The organism is Sinorhizobium chiapasense (assembly GCF_045277575.1).
In the GTDB taxonomy this organism is placed as follows: Bacteria; Pseudomonadota; Alphaproteobacteria; order Rhizobiales; family Rhizobiaceae; genus Ensifer; species Ensifer chiapasense_A.
In genome coordinates this window covers 2140617-2164110 of the sequence record NZ_CP144206.1, presented here as the reverse complement: position 1 = coordinate 2164110, position 23494 = coordinate 2140617, and the positions used below count along the sequence as shown (strand labels likewise).

22 protein-coding genes and 1 pseudogene are annotated in these 23494 nt (G+C 63.1%); 11 read left to right on the top strand and 12 right to left on the bottom strand.

The features are described 5' to 3' along the window. Positions 1 to 28 precede the first annotated feature (28 nt). Together QM996_RS28785 and pcaD are read left to right on the top strand one after the other, a co-directional pair. Positions 29 to 1360 (top strand): MFS transporter, encoded by a 1332-nt coding sequence (locus tag QM996_RS28785; RefSeq protein WP_334197265.1) that lies wholly within the window; start codon positions 29 to 31, stop codon positions 1358 to 1360. Positions 1361 to 1523: 163 nt separating this feature from the next. Next, a complete protein-coding gene (gene pcaD / locus QM996_RS28780; protein WP_334198704.1) occupies positions 1524 to 2309 on the top strand; it encodes a 3-oxoadipate enol-lactonase in 786 nt (261 codons plus the stop codon). A 39-nt stretch (positions 2310 to 2348) separates the two neighbouring features. Here the strand turns inward: pcaD and QM996_RS28775 are convergent, their stop codons facing one another. Together QM996_RS28775 and QM996_RS28770 are read right to left on the bottom strand one after the other, a co-directional pair. After that, positions 2349 to 2753 carry a cupin domain-containing protein gene (locus QM996_RS28775; protein WP_334197264.1) on the bottom strand — a complete coding sequence of 135 codons (405 nt, stop codon included), beginning with the start codon at positions 2751 to 2753 and terminating at the stop codon, positions 2349 to 2351. Between the two features lie 209 nt (positions 2754 to 2962). Then, positions 2963 to 4021 carry an alpha/beta hydrolase family protein gene (locus QM996_RS28770; protein WP_334197263.1) on the bottom strand — a complete coding sequence of 353 codons (1059 nt, stop codon included), beginning with the start codon at positions 4019 to 4021 and terminating at the stop codon, positions 2963 to 2965. Between the two features lie 142 nt (positions 4022 to 4163). On the opposite strand from QM996_RS28770, the gene QM996_RS28765 reads away from it, so the two are divergent. Next, complete coding sequence (locus QM996_RS28765) at positions 4164 to 5195, top strand: helix-turn-helix domain-containing protein (protein WP_334197262.1); 1032 nt, start codon at positions 4164 to 4166, stop codon at positions 5193 to 5195. Between the two features lie 63 nt (positions 5196 to 5258). Here the strand turns inward: QM996_RS28765 and QM996_RS28760 are convergent. The 3 genes and pseudogenes from QM996_RS28760 to QM996_RS28750 form a co-directional block, all read right to left on the bottom strand. Further along, positions 5259 to 6431, bottom strand: a pseudogene (locus QM996_RS28760) (Do family serine endopeptidase); the annotation flags it as partial. 193 nt (positions 6432 to 6624) lie between these two features. Then, positions 6625 to 7068 (bottom strand): hypothetical protein, encoded by a 444-nt coding sequence (locus tag QM996_RS28755; protein WP_334197261.1) that lies wholly within the window; start codon positions 7066 to 7068, stop codon positions 6625 to 6627. Between the two features lie 295 nt (positions 7069 to 7363). After that, positions 7364 to 8494: a citrate/2-methylcitrate synthase gene (locus QM996_RS28750; protein ID WP_334197260.1), complete on the bottom strand. Its 1131-nt coding sequence runs from the start codon at positions 8492 to 8494 to the stop codon at positions 7364 to 7366. Between the two features lie 74 nt (positions 8495 to 8568). Between QM996_RS28750 and QM996_RS28745 the strand changes: the two genes are divergently transcribed. Next, on the top strand, positions 8569 to 9660 hold the full coding sequence (locus tag QM996_RS28745) for a citrate synthase/methylcitrate synthase (RefSeq protein ID WP_334198703.1): 1092 nt from the start codon (positions 8569 to 8571) through the stop codon (positions 9658 to 9660). A gap of 146 nt (positions 9661 to 9806) precedes the next feature. Here QM996_RS28745 and minE read toward each other — a convergent pair whose 3' ends face one another. From minE to minC, 3 genes are all read right to left on the bottom strand, one after another. Continuing rightward, on the bottom strand, positions 9807 to 10067 hold the full coding sequence (gene minE / locus QM996_RS28740) for a cell division topological specificity factor MinE (protein WP_173519484.1): 261 nt from the start codon (positions 10065 to 10067) through the stop codon (positions 9807 to 9809). After that, a complete protein-coding gene (gene minD, locus QM996_RS28735) occupies positions 10064 to 10879 on the bottom strand; it encodes a septum site-determining protein MinD (protein ID WP_334197259.1) in 816 nt (271 codons plus the stop codon). Before minD ends, minE begins: the two co-directional genes overlap by 4 nt. A 118-nt stretch (positions 10880 to 10997) precedes the next feature. Then, a complete protein-coding gene (minC, locus tag QM996_RS28730; RefSeq protein WP_334197258.1) occupies positions 10998 to 11747 on the bottom strand; it encodes a septum site-determining protein MinC in 750 nt (249 codons plus the stop codon). Between the two features lie 331 nt (positions 11748 to 12078). On the opposite strand from minC, the gene QM996_RS28725 reads away from it, so the two are divergent. From QM996_RS28725 to QM996_RS28715, 3 genes are all read left to right on the top strand, one after another. Beyond that, a complete protein-coding gene (locus tag QM996_RS28725; RefSeq protein ID WP_057252114.1) occupies positions 12079 to 12264 on the top strand; it encodes a hypothetical protein in 186 nt (61 codons plus the stop codon). 790 nt (positions 12265 to 13054) lie between these two features. Next, entirely contained in the window at positions 13055 to 13459 is a 405-nt protein-coding gene (locus QM996_RS28720) for a DUF1236 domain-containing protein (protein WP_334197257.1), read from the top strand. 258 nt (positions 13460 to 13717) lie between these two features. Continuing rightward, positions 13718 to 15772, top strand: a complete 2055-nt coding sequence (locus QM996_RS28715) for a calcium-binding protein (RefSeq protein WP_334197256.1) — start codon at positions 13718 to 13720, stop codon at positions 15770 to 15772. A gap of 13 nt (positions 15773 to 15785) precedes the next feature. On the opposite strand, the gene QM996_RS28710 is transcribed toward QM996_RS28715, so the two are convergent. Genes QM996_RS28710 through QM996_RS28700 form a run of 3 tightly spaced genes read right to left on the bottom strand, consistent with a single transcriptional unit; the run spans position 15786 to position 18758 of the window. Next, positions 15786 to 16508, bottom strand: a complete 723-nt coding sequence (locus QM996_RS28710) for an ABC transporter ATP-binding protein (protein ID WP_334197255.1) — start codon at positions 16506 to 16508, stop codon at positions 15786 to 15788. Continuing rightward, the gene (locus tag QM996_RS28705) at positions 16505 to 17746 is read right to left on the bottom strand and encodes an ABC transporter permease (RefSeq protein ID WP_334197254.1); all 1242 of its coding nucleotides are present in this window, start codon (positions 17744 to 17746) and stop codon (positions 16505 to 16507) included. The genes QM996_RS28710 and QM996_RS28705 overlap by 4 nt, the downstream gene beginning before the upstream one ends. 7 nt (positions 17747 to 17753) lie before the next feature. Next, on the bottom strand, positions 17754 to 18758 hold the full coding sequence (locus QM996_RS28700; RefSeq protein ID WP_334197253.1) for an efflux RND transporter periplasmic adaptor subunit: 1005 nt from the start codon (positions 18756 to 18758) through the stop codon (positions 17754 to 17756). Between the two features lie 152 nt (positions 18759 to 18910). On the opposite strand from QM996_RS28700, the gene QM996_RS28695 reads away from it, so the two are divergent. Then, the gene (locus tag QM996_RS28695; protein WP_334197252.1) at positions 18911 to 19597 is read left to right on the top strand and encodes a TetR/AcrR family transcriptional regulator; all 687 of its coding nucleotides are present in this window, start codon (positions 18911 to 18913) and stop codon (positions 19595 to 19597) included. A 21-nt stretch (positions 19598 to 19618) separates the two neighbouring features. On the opposite strand, the gene QM996_RS28690 is transcribed toward QM996_RS28695, so the two are convergent. Then, positions 19619 to 20446 (bottom strand): IclR family transcriptional regulator, encoded by an 828-nt coding sequence (locus QM996_RS28690; protein ID WP_334197251.1) that lies wholly within the window; start codon positions 20444 to 20446, stop codon positions 19619 to 19621. Positions 20447 to 20760: 314 nt separating this feature from the next. Here QM996_RS28690 and QM996_RS28685 point away from each other — a divergent pair, with 314 nt between their 5' ends. From QM996_RS28685 to QM996_RS28675, 3 genes are read left to right on the top strand one after another with little or no spacing between them, the layout of a single operon-like run. Continuing rightward, positions 20761 to 21819, top strand: coding sequence for an ABC transporter ATP-binding protein (locus QM996_RS28685; RefSeq protein WP_334197250.1), 1059 nt, complete (start codon positions 20761 to 20763; stop codon positions 21817 to 21819). Next, positions 21816 to 22691, top strand: coding sequence for an ABC transporter permease (locus QM996_RS28680; protein WP_334197249.1), 876 nt, complete (start codon positions 21816 to 21818; stop codon positions 22689 to 22691). The genes QM996_RS28685 and QM996_RS28680 overlap by 4 nt, the downstream gene beginning before the upstream one ends. Before the next feature lie 4 nt (positions 22692 to 22695). Then, the gene (locus QM996_RS28675) at positions 22696 to 23490 is read left to right on the top strand and encodes an ABC transporter permease (RefSeq protein WP_334197248.1); all 795 of its coding nucleotides are present in this window, start codon (positions 22696 to 22698) and stop codon (positions 23488 to 23490) included. Positions 23491 to 23494: the final 4 nt, after the last annotated feature.

Sequence of the window (23494 nt, the reverse complement as noted above, 5' to 3'; positions counted from 1 at the left end):
AAACGCGCAAACACCTGGGGAGGAGATGATGCGCACGATCGATGTGAATGAGGCAATAGACGGGAGCCCTCTCGGGGGCTTCCAGTGGATGGTGGTGGCGCTCTCGGCGCTGCTCTTGATCGTCGACGGTTACGACGTCTTCGTCGCCGGCACCGTGCTGCCGACGCTGATTGCGGAATGGGGCTTAAGCAAGCCACAGGCCGGCGCGCTGCAGGCCTGGGCACTCTTCGGCATGATGTTCGGCGCGCTGATCTTCGGCCCGCTTGCCGACCGGATCGGCCGCAGGAAGGGGATCGCCATCAGCTTCTTGCTGTTTACGGTCTCGACCCTTTTGACCGGCTTTGCCAATTCGCCGGAGCAGTTCAAGATCTTCCGTTTCTTTGCCGGTCTCGGCTGCGGCGGGCTGATGCCGAATGCGGTGGCGCTGATGAACGAATATGCGCCGAAGCGCCTGCGGGGCACGATGGTTGCGCTGATGTTCTCCGGCTATTCGGTCGGCGGTATGGTGGCAGCCGGTCTCGGCATCGGCATGATCCCGTCCTATGGCTGGAAGCCGATGTTCTTCATCGCCGCAGTTCCGCTGCTGATGTTGCCGGCGATCCTGTGGAAGCTGCCGGAGTCGCTCGGCTTCCTCATCCGCCAGGGCAAGCAGGAAGAGGCGAAGCGGATCTATGCCAAAATCGCCCCCGCCGCACGGCTGGCTGCTGCCGACAGGCTGGTCTTTTCGGAAACGAAGGGCGCTTCGGCATCGGTTCTGGAACTCTTCCGCCACCAGCGGACGCTGCGAACCCTTATGCTCTGGATCGCGTTCTTCTGCTGCCTGCTGCTCGTCTACCTGCTCTCCTCATGGCTGCCGAAGGTGCTGCAGGAAGCCGGCTATGCCGAGAAGGCGAGCTTGCTCAGCCTGTTCTCGCTCAATTTCGGTGGCATGGTCGGCGCGATCGCCGGCGGCTGGCTCGGCGACCGCTTCGGCCTGCCGAAGGTGGTGGTCGGCTTCTTCGTCGCGGCAGCGCTGTCGATCGCGCTGATCGGCTTCAACCCGCCGGTGGTGTTCCTGTTCCTGATGGTGTTCGTCGCCGGCGCCACCACGATCGGCACGCAGATCCTGCTCTATGCCAGCGTGGCGCAGCTCTACAATCTCTCGGTTCGCTCGACGGGGCTGGGCTGGGCATCCGGTGTCGGTCGTATCGGCGCGATCGTTGGGCCGACGCTCGGCGGCGTACTGCTGGCGCAGGAGTTTCCGCTGCAGCAGAACTTCCTGATCTTTGCCGTCCCGGCGGCGATCTCGGCGCTCGCCATGCTGGTGTTTGCGATCAGCAATGCCCGCCGCGTCGCGGTCGGCCAACTGGCGACCGCATAGATGGCAGCAATGGTAGCCGGATCACGAAGGGTCCGGCCGCCATCTCTTGAGTGCGCTCTGTCGCTATCTACGTATGCAGCGCACAAGACACCCGAGCCGTGGTGTCACCAGCAATATCGAAGCCGCCATCGCTGGCGGCTTTCCCGATCGGAGTTCCTGTCTCATGGCCTATCTCGAGTTACCCAGCCATCGCCTTCATTACCGCATCGACGGTGATCAGAAGGGCGGCGCCCCATGGCTGCTCTTCTGCAACTCGCTCGGCACCGACCTTTCGATGTGGGACGCCCAGATCGGGGCGCTTTCACCGCATTTCCGTGTGCTGCGTTACGATCGCCGGGGCCATGGTCGTTCCTCGGCGCCGCCGCCACCCTATACGCTCGCCGATCTCGGCCATGACGTGCTGGCCCTTCTGGACGCCTTGGAGATCGAAAAGACGCATTTCTGCGGCCTCTCGATCGGCGGGCTGACAGGACAATGGCTCGGCGTGCACGCGGGTAAGCGGCTGGACAAGATCGTACTCTGTGCGACGGCGGCCCGCATCGGCACGCCCGAGGGCTGGGCCACGCGCATCGACGCCGTCAGGGCGAGCGGCCTTGAGGGCTTGACCGCCGCCACGGCCGAGCGCTGGTTCACTCCGGCATACGCAGCCAGCCATGGTGATGCCGTCGATCGCGTCATCAAGAGCCTCGGCGCCACCTCGACCGATGGTTACATCGGCGGCTGCACCGCGCTGGCGGCTGCGGATTTGCAGGAAGAAATCGCAAAGATCGCCAATCCCTTGCTAGCGATTTCCGGCGAGAGGGATCCGGTATGCCCACCGGCGGACCTCGAGAATATCGCCAAGTGCGTGCAGCGGGGCCGGCACCTGTCGCTGCCGGGCCGCCATATCGTCAACATCGAGTTTGCGTCCGGGTTCAACGCGGCGCTGCTCGAATTCCTTCACGCATGAAGGCGCATTCGAACGGCGCTACACCGGTCAACGCATCGCCTACTTGACGGGAACGAGAAGCGGCGCGTCCTTGGTGACGATGTAGGTCGCGAGTTCAGACGCCTTGGCGGTGCCAACGTTCTTCGCCACATGGGCAACGCCGGCTGGAATGAACAGCGCCTGGCCCGCCTGAAGCGTCACCGGTGCCCGGCCCTCGAGCTGGTATTCCAGCGAACCTTCGAGCACATAGGCGATTTCTTCGCCTGGATGCGAATGCTTGATCGAGGTTGTGCCCGGCTCGATGTCGACGCGGACCTGTACGGCTTCATGTCCGGGCACGCTGATCTCGTTCTTGATCAGATCCGTGCGCTGAATGCCCTGCATCTGCTGGGCCTCAGCCATGTGAAGCGTCGTCACGCTACCGGCGATCAGTAATGCGGCGGCGAAGATGCGGGTGGTTTTCATGAATTCCTCCGTCAGGCGTTGGTTTGCGTCGGGGCGCTGGAAACGTGCTCATTTCAATGGAGGCGTGTATTCGCCGTGTGTCGCGCGGATGGGACTTTTGTAAGCGCTTGTATTCTGTGGCATCGGGTTCGGAAGAGGACGGCGGAAGGAGCCGCTGCCTGGCCGGGTGGCGATGCGTATCGCCGCCCGCGTTGCGATTTCACCGACCGCTATTTGCCCAGACTCTGCTGCAATGCCTCGCTGGCAACCTTGATGATATCGGCGTGGATGTCGGCACGGGCGCGTCCGGTCGGTTCGCAGATCGGATCGACCTCGCCAAAGGACTTCAACCGTTCGCTCGCGCCGTCCTTGCATTCCGGCAGGAAACTGAAATGGTCGGCCCCGGCGATTGCGGCATAGGAGCCCTTCGGCGTCAGCGCCGCCAGCGGCTTTGCGGCGACGGCCAGCGGGATGGTCTCCGCGCCGCCGAGATTGATGAAATGCATTGGTATCTCGATCGTCTTCAGGGTTTCGTCCCGATAGGCCCGGGCCAGGCCCGGATCGACGAGCACGGCCGCCTTGATGCGCCGGTCGAGGTTGGATTGTTCGAAGCGTGCCTTGTCGATGGTGCGAAGATCGAGCTTGTCGACATTCACCGGCATGTCGTCGATATAGCCTTTGCCGCCGGCGAACCAGGCGCAATCCCATTTCCTGTAGCTGTCGCAGTAGCGGGCATAGGCCTCGAGGCTCGCCTGCGCGCCGGATATCTCCATGGCGGTCGAGCCTCCAAGCGAGAATCCGAGCACGGCGATCCGATTGGCGTCGATAACCCCGTTCCATTCGCCTTCGCCGGTGAGCCTGTCGATGACGGCGGAAAGGTCGGCCGTGCGTTCCCAGATCTTCGGCGTGTTGGCGGGCGTCGAGTCGCCGCTGGTGGTGCCCGGATGGTTAGGGCCGGCGACGATGAAACCGGCCTTCGCAAGCGCGGTTGCAAGCCAGCTCATCGCCTCAACACGGCCCCCGGAGCCGTGCGATACGACGACCAAGGGGAATGGTCCCGGGAGCAAGGGGACGTTCCTTGCGGCCTCTGTTCCCCTGAAGATCTGGTTGTCGCCGACGAGCGTGGTTTCGCCGCCAGCGCCAGTCGGATACCAGACCGTGACGGAGACGTTCCGACCCCGTTCGGGCGCCGGAACGCTGATTTCGCGTACGCCGACATCATGGGCATGCGCGGGAGTGGCAACAGCCAGGATGAAGACGGCGGCGGGCAGAGACTGGAGGAGGGGCATGGGCATCTCGCTGGTTGAAGAAAGACGGCCGATCGTCGCCGGCCTTGCGCCTCTCTTGCGTCCTTGATCGTGATTCAGGTCGTCCCGAATCGCGATCTGCGCCATGACTTGCCGGGTTGTTTGCTCGCCAAAGGACTCGCTCTTGATCTTTCTGCCGCTGCCTTTCGTCGTTGCCCTGCTGTTGCTGATCCTGCTGGTCTTCATGCTACGTGGCGACGAACCCGCGAAGCGCAACTGGGCCTTTCTCTCTTTGGTGGCGCTTTGCGCCCTCCAGTCGGTGGTCGTCGGCCTGCGCTGGGGGTACGACCTTGCGGCACTGCGATTTGCTCTGCCGGTGCTTGCAAGCGGCGTACCGCCACTGGTGCTCGCGAGCTTCCACAGCCTGATCCGCAGCGACGAGCGAAGCATCACCGGCGCCGGGTGGCTTCACGCCACGCCGACGATCGGCGTCCTCACGCTGGTGCTGATAACGCCGCGATATATCGACTTTGCCCTGATCGTCGAATATGTCGGCTATGCACTGGCGCTTTTGAATCTGGCCCGCACCGGCACAGACGCCCTGGACGAAGCGCGTTTCGAAGGCGCCGTCGCAGCGTACCGCGCCTTGGTCATTGCCGCCTTCTCGCTCTGCCTGTCGGCGCTCTTCGATCTTGCGATCATGCTGGACTTTGAATGGACGAAAGGCGCAAACATCGGCCTCATCGTCAGCAACGCGAATATGCTGGGATTGCTCTTCATCGGGGTGACGGCCATGGTCGCGGACCGCGCACGAGCGTTTCCGGCGGCGAATGCGATCGTCAATGAGGAACCGGTATCGGTGCTGCGGGATCGCGAGATCCTGGATCGGATCGACCATCTACTCGTCAGCCAGAAGCTGGCCCGCGACGAAAACCTGACCCTTTCGCGCCTGGCGCGGCGCGCGGGCCTGCCGGCCCGGCAGATATCGACCGCCGTCAATCGGCTGGCGGGCAAGAACGTATCGCAATACATCAACGATTTCCGGATTGCCGAGGCCTGCCGTCTGCTGCGCGAGACCGATATGTCGGTGACCTCGGCGATGCTCGAATCCGGCTTTCAGACGAAGTCCAATTTCAATCGCGAGTTCCGCCGGGTGACGGCTCTCAGCCCCGCGGCCTGGCGGGAACAGAGCCGGGTTGAAAGGATGGCCGGCTAAATGCCGGCGGGAAATTGCCCGGCCGCGAGGCGGCCGGGCAGTCGGGATCGCGGCTCGCCGCTATTGCTGATCCGCGGTATTGCTGCCGACGGTGATCGAGAGATCCTTGGTCTTGCCGGCACGCCAGACGCTCAGGCTCTTCGATGTGCCGGGCGTGAGGTCGGCAACCGTGCGCGAGAGATCGCGCGGTGATTTGACCGGGCTACCGCCGAAGGCGGTGATGATGTCGCCGGCCTTGAGGCCCGCCTTGGCAGCTGGCGTTCCGCCGTTGACGCCGGCGACCAGCGCGCCTTCTGCCCGGTGGAAGCCGATCGCATCGGCGATGTCAGTGGTCACCGGTTGAATTTCGACGCCGATGAAGCCGTGCTGGATCGAGCCGTCCTTCATCAGTTCGGCGACGACCTTCTGGGCCTGATCGGAGGGAATGGCGAAGCCGACGCCGACGCTGCCGCCGTTGGGCGAGTAGATGGCGGTGTTGATGCCGACCACGCGGCCTTCGGCATCGACCAGCGGTCCGCCAGAATTGCCGCGATTGATCGGCGCGTCGATCTGAATGAAGTCGTCATAAGGACCGCTGTTGAGATCGCGGCCACGCGCCGAAACGATGCCGGCCGTCACGGTCGTGCCGATACCGAACGGGTTGCCGATCGCCAGCACCTGGTCGCCGACCCGCAAGGCGTCGGAATCACCCCAGGCGACGGTGGCAAGCGGTTTCGTCGGCTTGATCTTCAGCACAGCGAGATCGTTCTTTGGATCGGCGCCGACAAGCTTGGCGGGCACTTGCGTGCCGTCGTCGAGGGTAACCGTGATGCTCGACGCCTTGTCGATGACGTGGTTGTTGGTGACGATGTAGCCATCGGACGTTACGACGAAGCCAGAGCCAAGCGCTTCGGCCCGTTGAGTCGGGCGCCGCTCAGGCGCCTGGTCTGGCAGCGGAATGCCCTGGTCGCGGAAGAATTGACGAAACTGCTCGTCGAAGGGCGAGGTTCCGCCGAGTTGTGACGTTTCGTCGTTGTCGGCCTTGATCACGGTCGTGATGGTGACGACCGCCGGCTTGTCCGCCGAAACGATCGGGGCGAAGGAGCCGCCGGATGTGGCCGGAACAGCAACCGCTGCGCCGGGCGCGGCGGCCGCGGCCACGTCACGGCCCGCGAAGGTTGCCACGGACAAGGGCGCGATGACGACGGCTGCGCCGAGGAGGGCGGCAGCACGATGTCTCTTCAGACTGTCTGACATGATCTTGTTCCTTTCGCTGCCAAAGCCGAGCGATCCCCACCGGTTGCCCATTATGGGCGCTGAACACGGCTCATTGCTTCGATCGGCTTCGTTCAAGACTTGTGTTGATTGCCGAGGGACCGGGCTCGAGGAGCGAACCCGGCGCCGTCGATGCGCTCACCCGCAAGCCGGGTGAGACGGGTCTGCCGGCCGATCAGGCCATTCGGGCAATGTCGCGGTCGAGGTGCCGAACTTCGTTCTGTAGCCGTGCATAGGATTGCGTCGGCAGCATGCCGTGATGGGCGGCGGCGGTCCTGACCGCCTGGGCGCGCACTGCACCGTCTTCACGCTCGAGCTTCCTGTAATTCGCCGCGGTCAGCTTGCCCTGTTCGCGATCGGCATGAATCCGATGATTGTCGACCCGGAGTTCGTGCAGGACGCGGTCGAGCCGCGACGACGCCATGTGAGCGGGTACGCGGTAGGCCATGGCCGGGGCCGTCATGTCGTCCTGGGTGAAAATGCCCTGGTAATAATCACCGGTATAGGCGCCCTTGTCGTTGTCGCGACCGAAGTCGTGGTGATCGGCCGCAAAGGCACCACCGGCGAAAACGACGAGGGCAATAGTTGCAATGGCGGTAGTCTTGAGGGGCGAGCGCATATCTGCTTCTCCTTCAACTCGGGAAGCGGGAGGAGCTTCCCTGCGAGGCCGTCTCCTATTGTCGCGTCGCGGCCAAAGCGGTCGCCGGCAATATTCAGCCTCGGCTCGAAGGTAATGCTGCCGCGCGCCGTCGTCACGTTAATATCGTGTAATATTGCCTTGAAGTTTATCCGGGGTTGGCGTCCGTTAATTTTATGTAATGAAAGTCGATCTGCGCGTGTGTTGCGGATTCTTTTGTGCGAATGGCGTGAGGCTTACTGTGGGGCTGATTTGTATGCTTGCACCGCATCGCGCCTTACGAGCCGGCGTAGTGTGCGCGGGGGCGGATCAATTCACCGCTCTCCACTTGTTCCATCGCGTGGGCGAGCCAGCCGACGGTGCGCGCAAGCGCGAAAATAACGAGGGGCGCGTCTAGCGGAAGGTCGTATGTCGCCGCCAGCGCGGCCAGCGAAAAGTCGAGATTGGCGGGCTCTCCGAGCAGCTCTTCACCGGCTTCGGCCAACGCATTGTAGAGCGCCGGCACATCGAAGCTCGCCATGATCGCCTTGGCGCGCGGATCGCCATCGGGATAGAGCCGGTGGCCGAAGGCCCTGACCACGCCCTCCGTGGAGAGCATTCCCCGGATCGCCTCGCGGACGCCGCTCGCCGCTGCCTGTTCGGCCAGGCGCGTGACGCTGAGCCAGGCACCGCCATGTCTCGGCCCGGTCAGCGTGGCAAGCCCCGATAGGGTGGCGGCGGAAAGCGCAGCACCCGAGGAGGCCGTGACCCGGGCCGCGAAGGCCGAAACATTGAGCTCGTGCTCCGCGGTCAGCACCAGGCATTTGCGGATCGGCTCCGCCACCTCGGGCCGCCCCCAGCCCAGTGCCAGCCGCTGATGCAGCGGCATTGGTTCTCTTGACGGCGCCAGCCCCGCCGCGGCGGTCGCAAGCACCTCGGCGGCTTCGGCCTTCAGTATCGCCGGCCGTCTCCCGAGTGCCGGCAGGTCGCTCTCGATCCGTGCAGCCAGGCGTCCGAATGTTGCGGTCAGGCGCGATTGACTGCCGCCATGGTCACCGGCGGGAACGGTCACTGTCTCGGATGATTGCCAAAGCAGCGTGGCAATCTCCTCCAATGTTGCGTCGCCGGAGAGTTCGACCGCATCGCGGCCGCGATAGAATAACCGTCCGCCAGCGATACTGGAGATCGTTGTCTGCAGAACCGGTTCGCCCCAGCGGATCGCTTCGGCGGCAACGACCGCCGCCTGCCGCCGCCCGGCATGGCGTTCGGCCAACCGGTGCACGTCGTCTGCCTGATAGAGGCTGCGGCGCGGATCAGTCGGGTCGGGCTTGGCGCGAATGCGCCCGCGACTGACATTGGCATAGAGCGTCTGCCGCTTGCTGCCGAGCCGGGCGAGCGCCTCTTCGGCGGTGATCCAGAGTGTCTTCATATTGATCAATTGCATCAAGATTGACGTCAATAGGTCTAGGTCGGATCATCCTTCGCGTAAAGGAGAAACTGATGATGAAGAACGGACTTGAAGACGTCGTCGCCGCCGAGACGCAGCTTTCCCATGTCAACGGTGAGGCCGGCGAATTGATCATCCGCGGCGTATCGCTCGATCACCTGGTCGGTTACGCAAGCTATGAAGATGTCGTGGCCCTGCTGGTCGACGGGTTGGTGGGGACTGGTCCGGATAGAACCGAGCTTGCGCGGGGCCTCGGGCAGAAGCGTGCAGAAGTGTTCGCCCATGTCGGCGCGATCGACGACGCGCTGCTGGAACTGCCGCCAGTCGACATCATGCGCGCGTTGATCGCCCGGCTTCCGGATGGTGACGATCTCGATACGGCGCTGCGCTTGCTTGCCGCCCCGGCCGTTTTCCTGACGGCTGCACTGCGCCTGAAGAGGGGTGAAAGCCCGGTTGCGCCGAGGCCGGCGCTTTCCCATTCCGCCGATATCCTGGCGATGCTCGGCGCCAAAGTGCCGATGAGGCAAGAAGTGGCGGCGCTCGATGCCTATCTGGTGACGATTTCGGACCACGGCCTCAACGCCTCCACCTTTGCCTCGCGTGTGGTCGCGTCCACGAAAGCCGGTCTCACATCTTCGGTGCTCGCTGCAATCAGCGCTCTCAAGGGGCCGCTTCACGGCGGTGCGCCGGGTCCGGTGCTGGACATGCTGGATGCGATCGGAACACCGGAGAATGCGGAAACCTGGCTCACCCGCGCACTCGACCGCGGCGAGCGGCTGATGGGCTTTGGCCATCGCGTCTATCGTGTCCGCGACCCCCGTGCCGACGCGCTGAAAGGCGCTTTGAGGCAACTGATCGCCGCCGACCCGGCGAACCGCGATCGTATTCAACTGGCTGAAGCGGTCGAACAGTCGGCGCTCGCGATCTTGAAGGTACGCAAGCCCGACCGTCCGCTCGACGTCAATGTGGAGTTCTATACCGCGCTTCTGCTCGATGCGCTGAATTTCCCGCGCGAGGCCTTTACCGGCGTTTTTGCGATTGGCCGCACCGTCGGCTGGGTCGCCCATGCGCGCGAGCAGGCGCTCGAAGGCCGGCTCATCCGGCCGCGCTCCGTCTATGTCGGGCCTCTGCCGCAACAGGCGGCCTGAGCGCGGGCGTGCTCTGGGATGAGACGGAGATCATCCGCGCATTTCGCAGGTGTCGTTGAAAGAACACCTTCAGGTCACGGAAATCGTCGAACCGAGGACGGTCGCAAAACGGGCGACCGTCGCCGGCGAAACGGAGCAGGCGGCCGTCAGGCCGCCTTCTTGGCGTCGAAGGGGATCTCGATATCGACTGCGAGCGTCGAGACCTGGGCGCCGCGCTCCATCGTCACGCGGACCTTTTCGTCGTCGATCTGCATGTGTTTGGAGATCGCCTGGAGGATTTCGTCGCGCAGTTTAGTGACGAGATCGGAATCGCCTGCGGATGCGCGTTCGTGGGCCAGCAGCACCTGCAGCCGTTCGCGGGCGGCCGGAGCTGACTGGGAGCGGGAGAAGAAACGGAAAGGGTTCATGCCGCCTTCCTTCCGAAGATTTTGCCAAGGAAGCTGCGCTTTTCACCGGGAATGGTGATCGGCAGGGCTTCGCCCTTGAGCCGGCGTGCAGCGTCGAAATAGGCGAGCGCCGGGGCTGAGCGGTTGTCCGCGAGCGTGACCGGCGAGCCGACGTTGGAGGCGCGCAGCACGTCAGCGCTTTCCGGGATGATGCCCATCAGCGGGATCGACAGGATTTCCAAGACGTCGTCGACCTTCAGCATGTCGCCGCGCTCGGCGCGAATGGGGTCGTAGCGGGTGAGCAGCAGGTGCTTTTCCATGCGCTCGCCGTTCTCGGCCTTGAGCGTCTTGGAATCGAGCAGGCCGATGATGCGGTCGGAGTCGCGCACCGACGAGACTTCCGGGTTGGTTACGACGATGGCGATATCCGCATGGCGCATGGCCAGCGTCGCGCCACGCTCGATGCCGGCGGGGCTGTCGCAGATAACCCAGTCGAAGGCGTTCTGAAGGGCGGCGATGACCTTCTCGACACCTTCCGGCGTCAGATTGTCCTTGTCGCGGGTCTGGGAGGCCGGCAGCAGGTAGAGCGTCTCCAGGCGCTTGTCGCGGATCAGTGCCTGCGACAGCTTGGCCTCGCCCTGTATCACGTTGACCAGGTCATAGACGACGCGCCGTTCCGCGCCCATGACCAGGTCGAGATTGCGAAGACCGACGTCAAAGTCCACGACGACGACCTTCTCGCCATTTTGCGCGAGGGCGGCGCCCAATGCGGCGCTGGACGTCGTCTTGCCGACGCCGCCTTTGCCCGATGTAACTACGACTACCTTGCCCATTCGTCTCTCCAAGTATCTAGAATTCGCCTTCGCCTGCGTCCTTGTGATTTGGGCCGGATCGACCTAAATCATCAGCGGGATGCGGGCGGCTGCCGCCCGCACTCGTCCTCGTCTCGCCCTAGCCGAGAGTTCCCGCCTTGAGCGCTTCGCCGTCGAGCCAGATCTGCACGGCCTTGCCGCGCAGGTTTGGCTCCATCTCGTCGGCCGTCTTGTAGAAGCCGTCGATCGCAATCAGTTCCGCTTCGAGCTTGCGGCAGAAAATCCGTGCAGACGCATTGCCCGTGGTGCCGGCCATCGCCCGGCCGCGCAGCGCGCCGTAGATGTGGATCGAGCCGCCTGCCACGACCTCTGCGCCGGAGGCGACCGAGCCGACGATCGTCACGTCGCCTTCGGGGAAGAACAGCGATTGGCCGGAGCGCACCGGCTGGGTCACGACGATTGATGGCGTTGCCTTGGCGGCAAGCGGCTCGGCCGTGATGACGGCTTGCGTTGCCGTCTCCGGAACCTCGGCCGCCCTTTCGGCCTGCTCCGCCATCTTCGCTTCGTAGTCGGCTGCCGGACGCCCGTCATTCATCGCCGGCGGCAGATCGGCGCCGAGCAACGACTGGCGTGCGCCTTCGATGCCCATGATCCGCACGTTGCGTTTGCCCAGTTGATCGACGAGTTCGCGCAACTGTGAACGATCGATGTCGAGCCCTTCGACATCGAGCACGACCGGCCGCCTCAGGAAAAAGCCGGCGGAGCGGGAAGCCAGATCGTCGAGCCGGGTGAGCCAGTCCTCGAGAGGCAACTCGGGGGTTAGCGCTAGAGCAAGGAAGGAGCGCCCCTTGAGGCGGATCGGCCGGGATTCAGTTAACACGTCGTTCATCTTGGTAAATTTTCCGTTGCTTCGGTGTACCGAGGAAATGGTTAACAAATGGTTAATTCGGCAGTGCGAAGGTTAATGAGGCAGGTCCCGCGACCAGCCCGCTGACATTGAAAAACAAGGGAAATCGACCTCTTGGAAGAGGCATATCTTTTGGTCGTCGGGTGCCTTGGCGATGGAGGATTAATTGTCTGCCGTCCGCTGAGGGGAGCGTGAATCGTCGACCCCCGGCGATTGCGATTCGGCCGGTTGCGCGAAGGGAGTTGACATCGCAGTGCTAAAATAAGAACATAACGTGAACAGATGGAGGTTTCCCATGAGCCGGACAGAAACCATGACCCATACGGAAGAAGTGATCGAACGCGCCATGGCTGCCGTCGCAGCCGCCCGGAAGAAGCGGGAACGCGAAGCCGAGTGGCGCAAGCGCACCTTCGGGCGCATAGACATGACGCCGCCTCTGCCGCGGTTGAAGCGCGGCGGCGTGCAGCTTTCCCTGCGGCTCGACGGTTCTGCCCGGTGATCGAAGAAACGGTCCCTCTTGGGATTGCGGTTCTGACGACGATGCTGGCGCGTTGGCCGGGACGCCGGCTGCCGTAGCCGTCCATAAGCCGCGGCTGCCTGCACGATAGGGATCGGACGAAGCTTCGAGAGGACTGATTATGAGGCATCGTCGAAGCATCGATCTGACGCCGCGCGAAAATGCTGCCGACTACGGCTCGACGCTGGAACTGCTGCCGGAATGGTATGTGCTCGTGGCAAAATGCGGAAAGTGCCGGCATCAGGGGCAGGTTGATCGTCGGCTGGTTGCCAGCACATGCGGATGGGGCGTCCACCTCAATTCCATTGTTCAAACGCTCAAATGCTCGCGCTGCGGAAACAGGGAAGGAAACAAACTGCTTCTTGGCAAGTTGCCCCGCGACTAAGGCGCGTCGCGATCTTTCAGGTTCGCTCCTTTTGCCTTAAGTCCCTGATATTGCGCATGTCGTTGCGAACCGCTGCGCACTCTTACGCGACGCGCTTTGCGCAACAACGCGCATCCCGAGCGGCGGAAACCCGCTCGGGGCTCGGCGACGGCCGGGGCCTTGAAGTGGGTCCACGCGCGCCGGTCGATGATTCAGAGTAAGGTCATTGCGAATATGAAGTATCTGTCTCCAATTTCTGGCGAATGAAAGGCATACTTCACATCTGGTCAGAGAATTCCTGCGATTATTAACGAAAGTTATCAAGCGTGATGCCAAAGCAGGAACGGCAATCTGGAACAATTTATTATCCCTTTCGTTGAGTTGGTGATCGAACGAAAGGATGAGATCATGAAGAAGCTTGTAATCACGGCGGCTGTTGCTGCTCTAATGGCAGGCTCCGCCTTTGCTCAGGACACCAATAGGGAAGCCGGTACGGCCGCAGGCATGGCCGGTGGTGCGGCAGCGGGTGCTGTCGTCGGTGGCCCGATCGGTGCCGGTGTCGGCGCCGTGGTGGGTGGCGCGCTCGGTGGAGCGCTGACGCCTCCGCCGCCGGAAGTGGTCACCTATGTCGCGCAGCAGCCGGCTCCGCCGTCTGTCGTTGTTCAGGAACGGATCGTGGTCGGTAAGCCGATCCCGCCGGCCGTCGTCCTGACGCCGGTTCCGCAAAACCCGCGCTACGCCTATGCGGTCGTCAACCACCAGCGGGTGATCGTGGAACCGCAGTCGAGAACAGTGGTGCAGATCGTCAACTGACCCACACCGCAATAGTCTCTCCCCTGGGGGCAGCGTTCACGCGCTGCCCTTTTTTGCGGTTCCACCCGACGGTCGCGGCCAATTCAGGATTGCAGTATTGTTGCTGTGATATCTAATATATATTTCAAATTAATTTGCAGATATCTGGTGGACTTATTTACTGTTGCTTTGAGGTGTCATTAGAATACATTCTGTTCCGGTTAAATTTATTCGTGACAGCGCGGGTATTGATATAAATCGGTCAAAGAGGATGGCGATATGGCGAAGATCGCAGGCTCGTACTCAGACGATGTTTTGAAAGGTTCGGAGGAAATCGACTATATTTGGGGCCTTCCCGGTATCGATATGATCGATGGCGGCGGCGGCGACGATTTTGTCGATGGTGGAACTGAAAGCGACATCCTGACGAGCTCGAGCGGTTACGACCGGATCGACGGCGGCGCCGGTGACGACCAGATCACTCTCGCCGGGACCGGCGGTGCGGTTACGGGAGGCACGGGCTATGACGCTCTCGTCGTCGACTTCTCGCAAAGCGCCGACCGGATGGTCTTCAACGGCGCCGGGGGCCATGGCTATGTCGGCGACCCGAGCGCCGCCAACCGGCACCTCTTCTTCCATGATATCGAGTGGCTGCGGCTCTTCGCCGGCAGCGGTGACGACAGGATCATTGGGACTGACGGAGGCGACCGGATCTCGACCGGTGCCGGCAACGACGTCGTCAATGCGGGCGCGGGACACGACATCATCACCAATACGGGCGGTCACGATCGTCTCGACGGCGGCGACGGAACTGACCGCTTCGTGCTTGTCGGGACGGGCAGCACCGTCTTCGGCGGGGCCGGAGACGATACGTTGGTCGCTGATCTTTCGGGATCTGCTGCTCCGGTCGTGTTCAACCTGGAGAATGGTCACGGCATCATTGGAGACGGGACGCCGGCGGAGCGGCACCTCTTCGTCCAGCATCAGGATGTCGAGCGGGTTGAGCTGATAACCGGACGCGGAAGCGACCATGTTATGGGAAGCGCGCTTGGCGACTTCATCAAGACAGCCGGTGGCAACGATGTTGTCGATGCCGGCGCGGGCGACGATATGATCACCGACGGGTCCGGTGCCAACCGTCTTTTTGGCGGCGACGGCAGTGACGGGATCATCTCCACATTCTACTCCGCCGAGATCGATGGCGGTGCGGGCGAGGACTGGCTCGCTATCAGCGAGATGGAGCGCACGAGTGATCTCACCGTCGATTTCGCTGCTGGCAAGGTTTCGACCGGCACCGTGGTGCGCGGCTTTGAGCAGGTGAGCCTTGCGCTCGGCAGCGGCAATGACCGAGTCATCGCGGGTGATCTTGGCTCTCTCTGGGTCGATGCCGGCGCCGGAAACGACCATCTCGAAGGTGGCGCCGGCAGTGACCGGTTCGATGGCGAGGAGGGAAACGACACCATCGATGCCGGCGTCGGCGACGACATGATCGAGACGGGCGCCGGCGATGACGTGGCTTTTGGCGGTGATGGCCGGGATAGGCTTGCAAATGACGGCGGCAGCGACGTGCTCGATGGCGGCGCCGGTGACGACTGGCTGCAGGACACCGTTCCCGACAGCGGCAGCCTTGGCGTCGCGTCGGTCCTGCGCGGCGGCGCGGGCAACGACACCATCAATGCCCGTTACCTCGGCGAGGCCGATGGCGGTGAAGGGCGGGATCTGTTGTCCCTCAATTATGGCGGCTTGCGTGAAGCGACGGATTTCGATGCGGCACGCGGTGTGACGCACACTGGACTGACCTTCGCCAATGTCGAATATTTCAACATCGCGACCGGGCGTTATGCCGACGTGTTGCGCGGCGCCGACGACAACGACACGTTCAATTCGCTGGGCGGCAACGATATCCTCGACGGGCGCGGCGGAAACGACGCGCTATACGGCGCCACGGAAAACGACCAGCTCTTCGGCGGTGACGGTGCGGATATCATCGACGGCGGTGCGCACAATGACCTTCTGAGCGGCGGCAACGGCGCCGATCGGCTGACGGGTGGCAGCGGCGCCGACACGTTTCTCTGGTCGTCGGAAACCTCCGGCCAGGCAGGTCTCGATCACATTCTCGACTTCGCCCGCTGGCAGGGCGACCGGATCGCCTTTTCCGAGGAAGCTCAGGATGCCACGGGCATTCGCAACTATGCCGATTTTCTCGCTGCCGCGCACGATACGGCCGACGGCGTGTTCGTCGCCTTCAACGGGTCCGATGCCGAGGGCATTCTGATCGAGGACGTTTCGCTTTCGGTTCTGACGGAAAGCGACGTCGTCTTCGGCCTCGGCTGAGATTTCGCGGGCGTCAGGTTTCTGGGGTCTCGCTGTCGCCCCTGGTCGTTGCCTTGTCCGTCTCCGTGGTCAGGCGTCCATCGATGAGATCAATACGCCGATCCATGCGCGAAGCCATGTCGAGATCGTGGGTGACTGCCACCACGGTCTTTCCCTGCTCGCGCACCAGCCTTTCCAGGATCTGGAACACCTGTTCGGAGCTCTTGCTGTCGAGGCTGCCGGTTGGTTCGTCGGCGAGGATCAGCGGCGGATTGTTGGCCAGCGCGCGGGCCACGGCCACGCGCTGTCGCTGGCCGCCGGAGAGCTGGTCTGGCCGTTTGTCGAGATGATCGGCAAGGCCGAGTGCCGCAAGCAGGTCGCTTGCCCTCTCGCGCATCTCGTTCCGTCCAAGACGATCAAGCTTGCGCATGGGGATCTCGACATTCTCGCGAGCGGTGAATTCCGGCAGCAGGAAGTGGAACTGGAAGACGAAGCCGATATTGGCAAGGCGCGTGGCGGCCCGCTCGCCCTCGTCCATCCGCGCCGTGTCTCGGCCGCGGATCATGAGCGTGCCGCCGGTCGGTCGGTCGAGCAGGCCGAGCAGATAGAGTAGCGACGATTTGCCCGAGCCGGAGGGGCCGGTGACCGCGACGAATTCCTGTTCGCCGATACTGAGAGAGATGTCCTTTACCAGGGTCACCGGCACCGTCTCCCTGAGGATGCGCGTCAGCTCCCTTGCTTCGATCAGCGTGCTCATGTCGCGCCCCTGATGATGTCGACGGGGTTGGCGCGGGCCGCCCGCCTTGCCGGCAGATAGCCGGCGACGGCCGCCGATCCGAGCGCGAAGGCCGCGGCGATCAGATAGTGCAGCATGCTCCAGGAGATCGGTAGCCGGGTCATTTCCTGGCCGGTTGCCGATATCTCGAAGCGCACGAGCGAGAGCGCATAGACCATTGCGAAGCCGAGCGCCCAGCCGACGAGCGTACCGGCCGTGGCGATTGCCACACCTTCGAGCACGAACAGGATGCGCATGTCCGTCTCGGTGAAGCCGAGCGACTTCATGATGGCGATGTCGCGCGCTTTCTCGTGCGTGATCGTCGAGATGATGTTGAAGATGCCGAAGCCTGCGACCAGCATGATCGCCGCAACGACCGTGTACATGATGACATTGCGCACGACGAGCGCCTCGAGGATCGACTCGTTTGCCTCCTGCCAGGCGACCGCCTTGTAGCCGAGCTCGGCCTCGATGCGGCGCGCTACCGTGGGCGCTGCGTTCGGATCGTTCAGCTTGATGTTGATCTCGTTGATCGCGTTCGGCCGGGCTGAGAGGATCTGCGCGTTCTTCTGCAGCACATAGGCCTCGCCTTCGTCGCGCGCCGTCGTGCCGGTATGGAAGAGGCCGACGATCTTGAAGCGGCGACTGAGGCCCTCGGAAGAGACGGCGGTGATCGTATCGCCGAGCTTGGCGCCGAGCCGGGAGGCCATGGTGTCGCCGATCACCACATTGTTGCCGCCTGCGGCAAGGGCGGCGAAGCTGCCGGCCTTGAAGTCGCCGATGATCGGCGAGACGCGGGGCTCGGCCTGCGGATCGACGCCGATGACGACGGCGCCGACCTCCTGGCCGGAATAGCGAATGACGCCCTGCGCCTTGAGGGTCGCTGCAAAACGGCCCGGAATCCAGCCATCGAGCCAGGAAAGCGCCGCGGTGGGATTGATGATGCCGCGGCGGTCGTCGCGTGGTCTCAGTCCGGCAATGGCGGCGGTATCGAAAAAGTCTTCCGCCGGCTGCCGCCGCGCGGTGCGCTGCTCGTCGGTCACCTGGACATGCGGCATGGTGTCGACGAGCTGGCGGACGAAATCGTCCTGGCCGCCCTGCATCAGGGCCGCCATGGCGATGGAAAAGCCGACGCCGACCGCAACGCCCAACATCGCAACGATCGTCTGTCGGCCCCGGCCGGAGATGTGGGTCAGTGCGATGTCGAAGATGAGGCGCATGGCGAACTCATTTCCCTGGGGCAGGCGTGGCCCTGACGCGCGTATTATCGGCAAGGCCGGTCGGGAAGGGCGAGACGACGCGTGCTCCGTCCTCCAGTCCCGAGAGGATTTCGACGCCGCCCGCGCCGCGTATGCCCGTTTTCAAATCGCGGATCCTGGCACGATTGCCGTCGATCACCACGGCCTTGGTTCCTTCCAGCGCTACGGTCGGGATGATCAAGGCGTCATGCGCTACCCGCACGATGATGTTGACGTCGGTCGACATGCCGATCCGAAGCGGTGTGTCGTCGGGGAGGCGGAAGCGGACGCGATAGGTCTTCGTTACCGGGTCGCCCTTGGGGGTGATGCTGTCGACGGTTGCCTCCAGCTTCCGGTCGGGGAAGGCATCCGAGCGCAACAGCGCGCGCTGACCGACTTCGACGCGCGGAATGTCCTCTTCGTTGACGTCGGCCGTCACGATCAGCGGCTTCGGTTCCCCGACCCAGAAGAGCACCGTGCCGAGATCTGCGACCTCGCCGATCTCGCCGTCCTGCCTGAGCACCTGGCCGGCGCTCGGTGCTCTCAGAACATAGGTCGCGAGCCGCGCCTGGCGACCAGCGACGAGGGCTTCGAGCTGGCCGAGTTCGCTGCGTGCCCGGTCGACTTCCTGTTCGCTGATCGTACTTCGCTCGGAGAGCGCCAGCTTCCGCCGATACTCCTCCTGCGCCAGTGTCAACCGCGCCTGGAGTTCGCCGAGTGCTGCCCGCGCCTCGGAGTCGTCGAGGCGGGCGAGCACATCGCCCTTGGCGACGCGTTCGCCTTCGCAATTGCATTGTTCGACGATCCGTTCGGAGACCGTTGGAGTAACCTTCGCCCAGGTGCGCGGCTCCACGACGCCATCCGCATAGATGATCTCCGCCGCGTCGCCGCGCTTCGGGACGATTGTGGAAACGGGTGTCGGACGAAACAGATACCAGGAGCCGGCCGCGCCGATGGCGACGATAACCGCCGCTCCGATTGTATAACGAGCCATCCGCACGAGACTCTCCTTGAATGCTTCCAGTCCGTTCGGTATAAATAGACCGACGGTCGGTTTGTTTCAAGGATGCGTATCATCCTTGCCATAGGGAGCGTCATGAACCTTGCCGTGAGGCCCCGTGCTAAGCCGCCGTTCTGGGAGAGCTTATGGTCAGAACGAAGAAATCGCCGGAAGTCCGATCGAACGAGCTGATCGATTGCGCAGAGCGGCTGTTCTTCCAGCACGGCTACGAGAACACGACGGTCAACGACGTCATCCGCGAAGCCAATGTCTCCAAGGGTGCCTTCTACCACTATTTCGTCTCGAAGGAGACGCTGCTGGAGGCGGTCGCCACCCGGCTGGCGCAGCGGAACCTGAAGGAATTGCAGCCGCTCTTCGAAGACCCGTCGCTTGACGCGGTTGGGCAGTTGAATGCGCTTTTCGCCGGTTCGCGGCGGCTGAAGCTCGATATGGCGCCGCAGTTGAAGAACACCTTCAACGCCCTCTTCAAGCCTGAGAACGTCGCTCTCTACCACCGCATCGACGAGGCGCTTCTGACCGTCAGCCTGCCCCTGGTGGCGGAGATGCTGCGGCGCGGGCACGAGGAAGGAACCCTCGATGCGCCCGACCCGGAAGCAGCGGCCTTGATGCTGCTGCAACTGCGCCTGAGCGTCGCCAAGGTGATGCACAAGGCGCTGCAGCGCTACGAGGCTGGCGATCTCGATGGTGCGGCGGCGATGCTCGACGGCTGGATGCGAACCTACGGCACCGCCATCGAGCGCTTCCTGAAGCTCCCGGACGGATCCATCGAGGTGACCGAACCGGGCTTTGCCCGCGCCTTCCTCGAGGCGTGAGCGGCTGCGGCGAGTGCGTCCTCAATCGCCCTTCTGCGCGGCACGCAGGGCCGAAGCCGGGTAGCGCAGTGTCGGGTCGAAGGGGTTGAGCTTGCTGCTGATCGCCTGCGCTTCGGCTTTCAAGAGATCGGTGATAGTGCCGCTTCGCGTTTCCGTCAGGCGCGACGCCAGCGTGCCGATGCTTAAGGAAGCGACCGCGATGCCGTTGCGGTCGAGGACGGGGACGCCGAGACCCGCCATGCCCTCGATCATCTCGAAATTCATCTGCGCAGCGCCGATGCGTCGCACCTCCTCGATCTTGATGCGCAGGTCCACCTCGTCGATCGCGGCCCGGTCCATGATGCGCGGCATGTTGAACTTGATGATCGCCTCGCGCTCCTCCTCAGGCAGGTGGGCAAGGATGGCGATGCTGCCCTGGCCGATGCCGAGCGGCACCTTGCCACCGATGTCGCCGGTAAAGGAACGGATCGGGAAGGGGCCTTCGACACGGTCGAGACAGATCGCATCGAAGTTGCTGCGCACCAGCAGGAAGACGGTGTCGTTGAACGTCGCGGACAGTCTCAGCAGCGACGGCCTGGCGATGTCGAGGATTCCTTCTCTTCTGCGTGCCTGCGACGCGATCGAGAAGAACTCCAGCGACAGGCGATAGGATTTTCCTTCCGGCATCTGCTCGACGAGACCTTCGGCAATCAGGCTCTTCAGCAGTCGATGCGCCGATGGCTGGGTGAGATTCAGCCTGCGCGCGAGATCGATCACCCGCACACCTTCGCTCGCGTTCTCCGCGAGGTCTTTCAGGATGTGGATCGCCTTGGAGAGGCTGGAGCTTCCGGCATTCTCTAATTCCGACATTTGCGTGCTTCTTTCGAAATTCACATAGCAGGATTCCGTATAACGGATTTTTCTAACAAAAAATTCCGAAATAGAAAATTGCGTTTGTGTTTTTCGTCAATTTCCTGGAGTTAATTCACAAGCCTTACTCAGGGGTGAGCGTGCACAACGTGGATAGCCGATCCGGCTATCGCGAACGCGGAGCCGCGTCTTCGCCGGATCGTGCCGCCTGAAGCGAGGTTTGATGGTTGACGACGTGTCGTCGCCGCCGGGATCGCCGACAAGAAAAACGGGGCAGGCGATCCCTGGGGGCAGCGACCCACGGGAGAGTGAGCATGAGTTTCCTGAACCTCGAGAAGGTCTCCAAGTTCTATGGATCGGTTGCGGCCGTTCACGATTTCGACCTGGCAGTCGAAAAGGGCGAGTTCATCTCGCTGCTCGGGCCCTCCGGCTGCGGCAAGACGACGACCCTGCAGATGATCACCGGGCTCGTTCGTCCCTCGGCCGGCGCGATCACCATGGGCGGCCGCGACATCACCCACCTGCCGCCACCGCAACGCGAGCTCGGCGTCGTCTTCCAGAGCTACGCGCTTTTCCCGCACATGACCGTCGCCCAGAACGTTTCCTTCGGCCTGGAAATGCGCAAGGTCGCGAAGGCGGAGCGCGACAGGCGCATCAAGGAGATCCTGGCGCTCGTCCATCTCTCGGCGTTGGCGGATCGCTATCCGCGTGAGATGTCGGGCGGCCAGCGCCAGCGTGTGGCGATCGCCCGCGCCCTCGTCATCAATCCGCCGGTGCTGCTGCTCGACGAGCCGTTGTCGAACCTCGACGCGCAGCTTCGCGAGGAGATGCAGTTCGAACTGCGCCGTATCCAGCAGACCGTCGGCATCACCACGATCATGGTGACCCATGACCAGGCGGAAGCGCTGTCGATCAGCGATCGCGTCGTCGTCATGGAAAAGGGACGCATCACCCAGGTGGATACGCCCTACGAACTCTACGAACATCCGCGCAACGACTTCATCTCGTCCTTCGTCGGCAAGTCGAACTTCCTGCGCGCCACGTCAGCCTTCAACGGCAAGGGGGCATCGATCAGCATCGACAACACGCCGATCCGCTTCAACACCGATCGCCGTGAACCGGAAGGCAAGGTCTCGGTCTTCATCCGCCCGGAAAAGCTGCGGCTGACCGCGCCCGACGAAGGCCAGATCCAGGGCAAGGTGGCGACGCGCTATTTCATGGGCAGCCAATGGCTGGTGAGCGCCGAGACTCCGGCGGGCGTTCTAGCCGTCGCGGTTCCCAATCTCGGCGCGCCGCCGCCGATGGAAGGTGAAACTGTCGGGCTCGCCTGGCAGAACGGCGATTGTCGTGTTCTGGCGGGAGCCACCAGATGATGGGCGCTCAGACCTCCGCCTTCAAGCCGCGCCTGCTGGCACCCTTTGCCCTTTCCGGACCGGCGACCCTGTTCTTCATCGGCCTCGTGCTGTTGCCGCTGCTGTTGACGATCATTCTTTCCTTCAACAGTTACGACTATACGGCCGGCATCCAGGGCGACTTCACCTTCGCCAACTACCTGACGGTGCTGCGGGACGAATATTATCTCTCGACCTTCTGGCGGACGCTGCGCCTCGCGCTGCTAACAACGGTCATCACAGTGCTGATCGGCGTGCCGGAGGCCTATGTTCTCTCGAACATGCGCAAGCCGTGGCGGTCGATCTTCCTCTTGGTGATCATCGGCCCGCTGCTCGTCTCTGTCGTGGTGCGCACCTTCGGCTGGAGCATGCTGCTCGGCAAGAACGGCTTCGTAAACGGCGCGCTCGCGATCGTCGACCTCGATCCGGTCCAGCTTCTCTATACCGAGACGGCGATCGTCATCGGCCTTGTTCATATCATGCTGCCATTCATGGTAATCCCCGTCTGGACGGTGCTGCAGAAGCTCGACCCGACCGTCGAGGCGGCAGCACTCACCCTCGGCGCCTCGCGTTTCACGGCGCTGCGCCGCATCGTCTTCCCGCAGGCGGCACTCGGTATCCTCTCGGGCAGCCTGATCGTCTTTGCGCTATCGGCAAGCTCCTTCGCCATTCCCGGTTTGCTTGGTGGCCGGCGGCTAAAGATGGCGGCGACGCTCGTTTACGACGAATTCCTGATCGAGCTGAACTGGCCGCTCGGCGCGACCATCGCGATCATCGTGCTCGTCGCCAATCTCGTGATCATGCTTGCCTATAACCGCCTCATCGAGCGGCAGGCAAAGCGCAAGCTGGGTTGAAGCCATGCAGAGAAACGGACCCATTGCTCTCGCTTTCCATAGCCTCGTCGTCGTCTTCATGCTGGCGCCGATGGTTGTGGTCTGCCTCGTGGCCTTCACGCCGGAAAACACGCTGGCGATGCCCTGGAACGGGCTCTCGCTGCGCTGGTTCGAGGCGGTCTTCCATCACGGCGACTTCATGTCGTCCTTCGGTAACAGCGTCCGGCTCGCTCTGCTTGCGGCGACCATCTCGACGCTCTTTGCCGTGCCGGCGGCACTGGCGATCACCCGCTACGAGTTCCGCGGTCGCGAAGCGCTCAATGCCCTGTTCCTGTCGCCGCTGATCATTCCGCACCTGGTTCTCGGCGTCGCCTTCCTGCGTCTCTTCTCGCTGATGGGCATGGGCGGTTCCTTCGGCTGGCTGGTCGCCACCCATGCGATCGTTGTGACACCCTACACGCTGCGCCTGATCCTCGCGTCCCTGACCAGCATGGACCGCAACGCCGAGAACGCGGCGCGCACGCTCGGAGCTGCGGAGTGGACGGTATTTCGCCGGATCACCTTGCCGCTGATGCTGCCGGGGATCAGCGGCGGCTGGCTGCTCGCCTTCATCAACAGCTTCGACGAACTGACCATGTCGATCTTCGTCACCTCGCCGTCAACCGTCACCTTGCCGGTGCGCATGTATATGTATGCCAGCGAATCCATTGATCCGATGATGGCGGCCGTTTCGACGCTGATGATCGCGCTCGCCACCGTCACGATGATCATTCTCGATCGCCTGTTCGGTCTCGACCGGCTTCTGGTGGGCAAGGGCTGAGATC

Excerpts from the sequence above, each read along its gene's own strand:
- QM996_RS28715 (WP_334197256.1), top strand. The coding sequence starts at position 13,718 with ATGGCGAAGATCGCAGGCTCGTACTCAGACGATGTTTTGAAAGGTTCG.
- QM996_RS28720 (WP_334197257.1), top strand. The coding sequence starts at position 13,055 with ATGAAGAAGCTTGTAATCACGGCGGCTGTTGCTGCTCTAATGGCAGGC.
- QM996_RS28750 (WP_334197260.1), bottom strand. The coding sequence starts at position 8,494 with ATGAAGACACTCTGGATCACCGCCGAAGAGGCGCTCGCCCGGCTCGGC.
- QM996_RS28675 (WP_334197248.1), top strand. The coding sequence starts at position 22,696 with ATGCAGAGAAACGGACCCATTGCTCTCGCTTTCCATAGCCTCGTCGTC.
- minD (WP_334197259.1), bottom strand. The coding sequence starts at position 10,879 with ATGGGCAAGGTAGTCGTAGTTACATCGGGCAAAGGCGGCGTCGGCAAG.
- QM996_RS28710 (WP_334197255.1), bottom strand. The coding sequence starts at position 16,508 with ATGAGCACGCTGATCGAAGCAAGGGAGCTGACGCGCATCCTCAGGGAG.
- QM996_RS28700 (WP_334197253.1), bottom strand. The coding sequence starts at position 18,758 with ATGGCTCGTTATACAATCGGAGCGGCGGTTATCGTCGCCATCGGCGCG.
- pcaD (WP_334198704.1), top strand. The coding sequence starts at position 1,524 with ATGGCCTATCTCGAGTTACCCAGCCATCGCCTTCATTACCGCATCGAC.
- QM996_RS28690 (WP_334197251.1), bottom strand. The coding sequence starts at position 20,446 with ATGTCGGAATTAGAGAATGCCGGAAGCTCCAGCCTCTCCAAGGCGATC.
- minE (WP_173519484.1), bottom strand. The coding sequence starts at position 10,067 with ATGAACCCTTTCCGTTTCTTCTCCCGCTCCCAGTCAGCTCCGGCCGCC.
- QM996_RS28705 (WP_334197254.1), bottom strand. The coding sequence starts at position 17,746 with ATGCGCCTCATCTTCGACATCGCACTGACCCACATCTCCGGCCGGGGC.
- minC (WP_334197258.1), bottom strand. The coding sequence starts at position 11,747 with ATGAACGACGTGTTAACTGAATCCCGGCCGATCCGCCTCAAGGGGCGC.
- QM996_RS28770 (WP_334197263.1), bottom strand. The coding sequence starts at position 4,021 with ATGCCCCTCCTCCAGTCTCTGCCCGCCGCCGTCTTCATCCTGGCTGTT.
- QM996_RS28785 (WP_334197265.1), top strand. The coding sequence starts at position 29 with ATGCGCACGATCGATGTGAATGAGGCAATAGACGGGAGCCCTCTCGGG.
- QM996_RS28725 (WP_057252114.1), top strand. The coding sequence starts at position 12,079 with ATGACCCATACGGAAGAAGTGATCGAACGCGCCATGGCTGCCGTCGCA.
- QM996_RS28745 (WP_334198703.1), top strand. The coding sequence starts at position 8,569 with ATGAAGAACGGACTTGAAGACGTCGTCGCCGCCGAGACGCAGCTTTCC.
- QM996_RS28695 (WP_334197252.1), top strand. The coding sequence starts at position 18,911 with ATGGTCAGAACGAAGAAATCGCCGGAAGTCCGATCGAACGAGCTGATC.
- QM996_RS28755 (WP_334197261.1), bottom strand. The coding sequence starts at position 7,068 with ATGCGCTCGCCCCTCAAGACTACCGCCATTGCAACTATTGCCCTCGTC.
- QM996_RS28775 (WP_334197264.1), bottom strand. The coding sequence starts at position 2,753 with ATGAAAACCACCCGCATCTTCGCCGCCGCATTACTGATCGCCGGTAGC.
- QM996_RS28680 (WP_334197249.1), top strand. The coding sequence starts at position 21,816 with ATGATGGGCGCTCAGACCTCCGCCTTCAAGCCGCGCCTGCTGGCACCC.
- QM996_RS28685 (WP_334197250.1), top strand. The coding sequence starts at position 20,761 with ATGAGTTTCCTGAACCTCGAGAAGGTCTCCAAGTTCTATGGATCGGTT.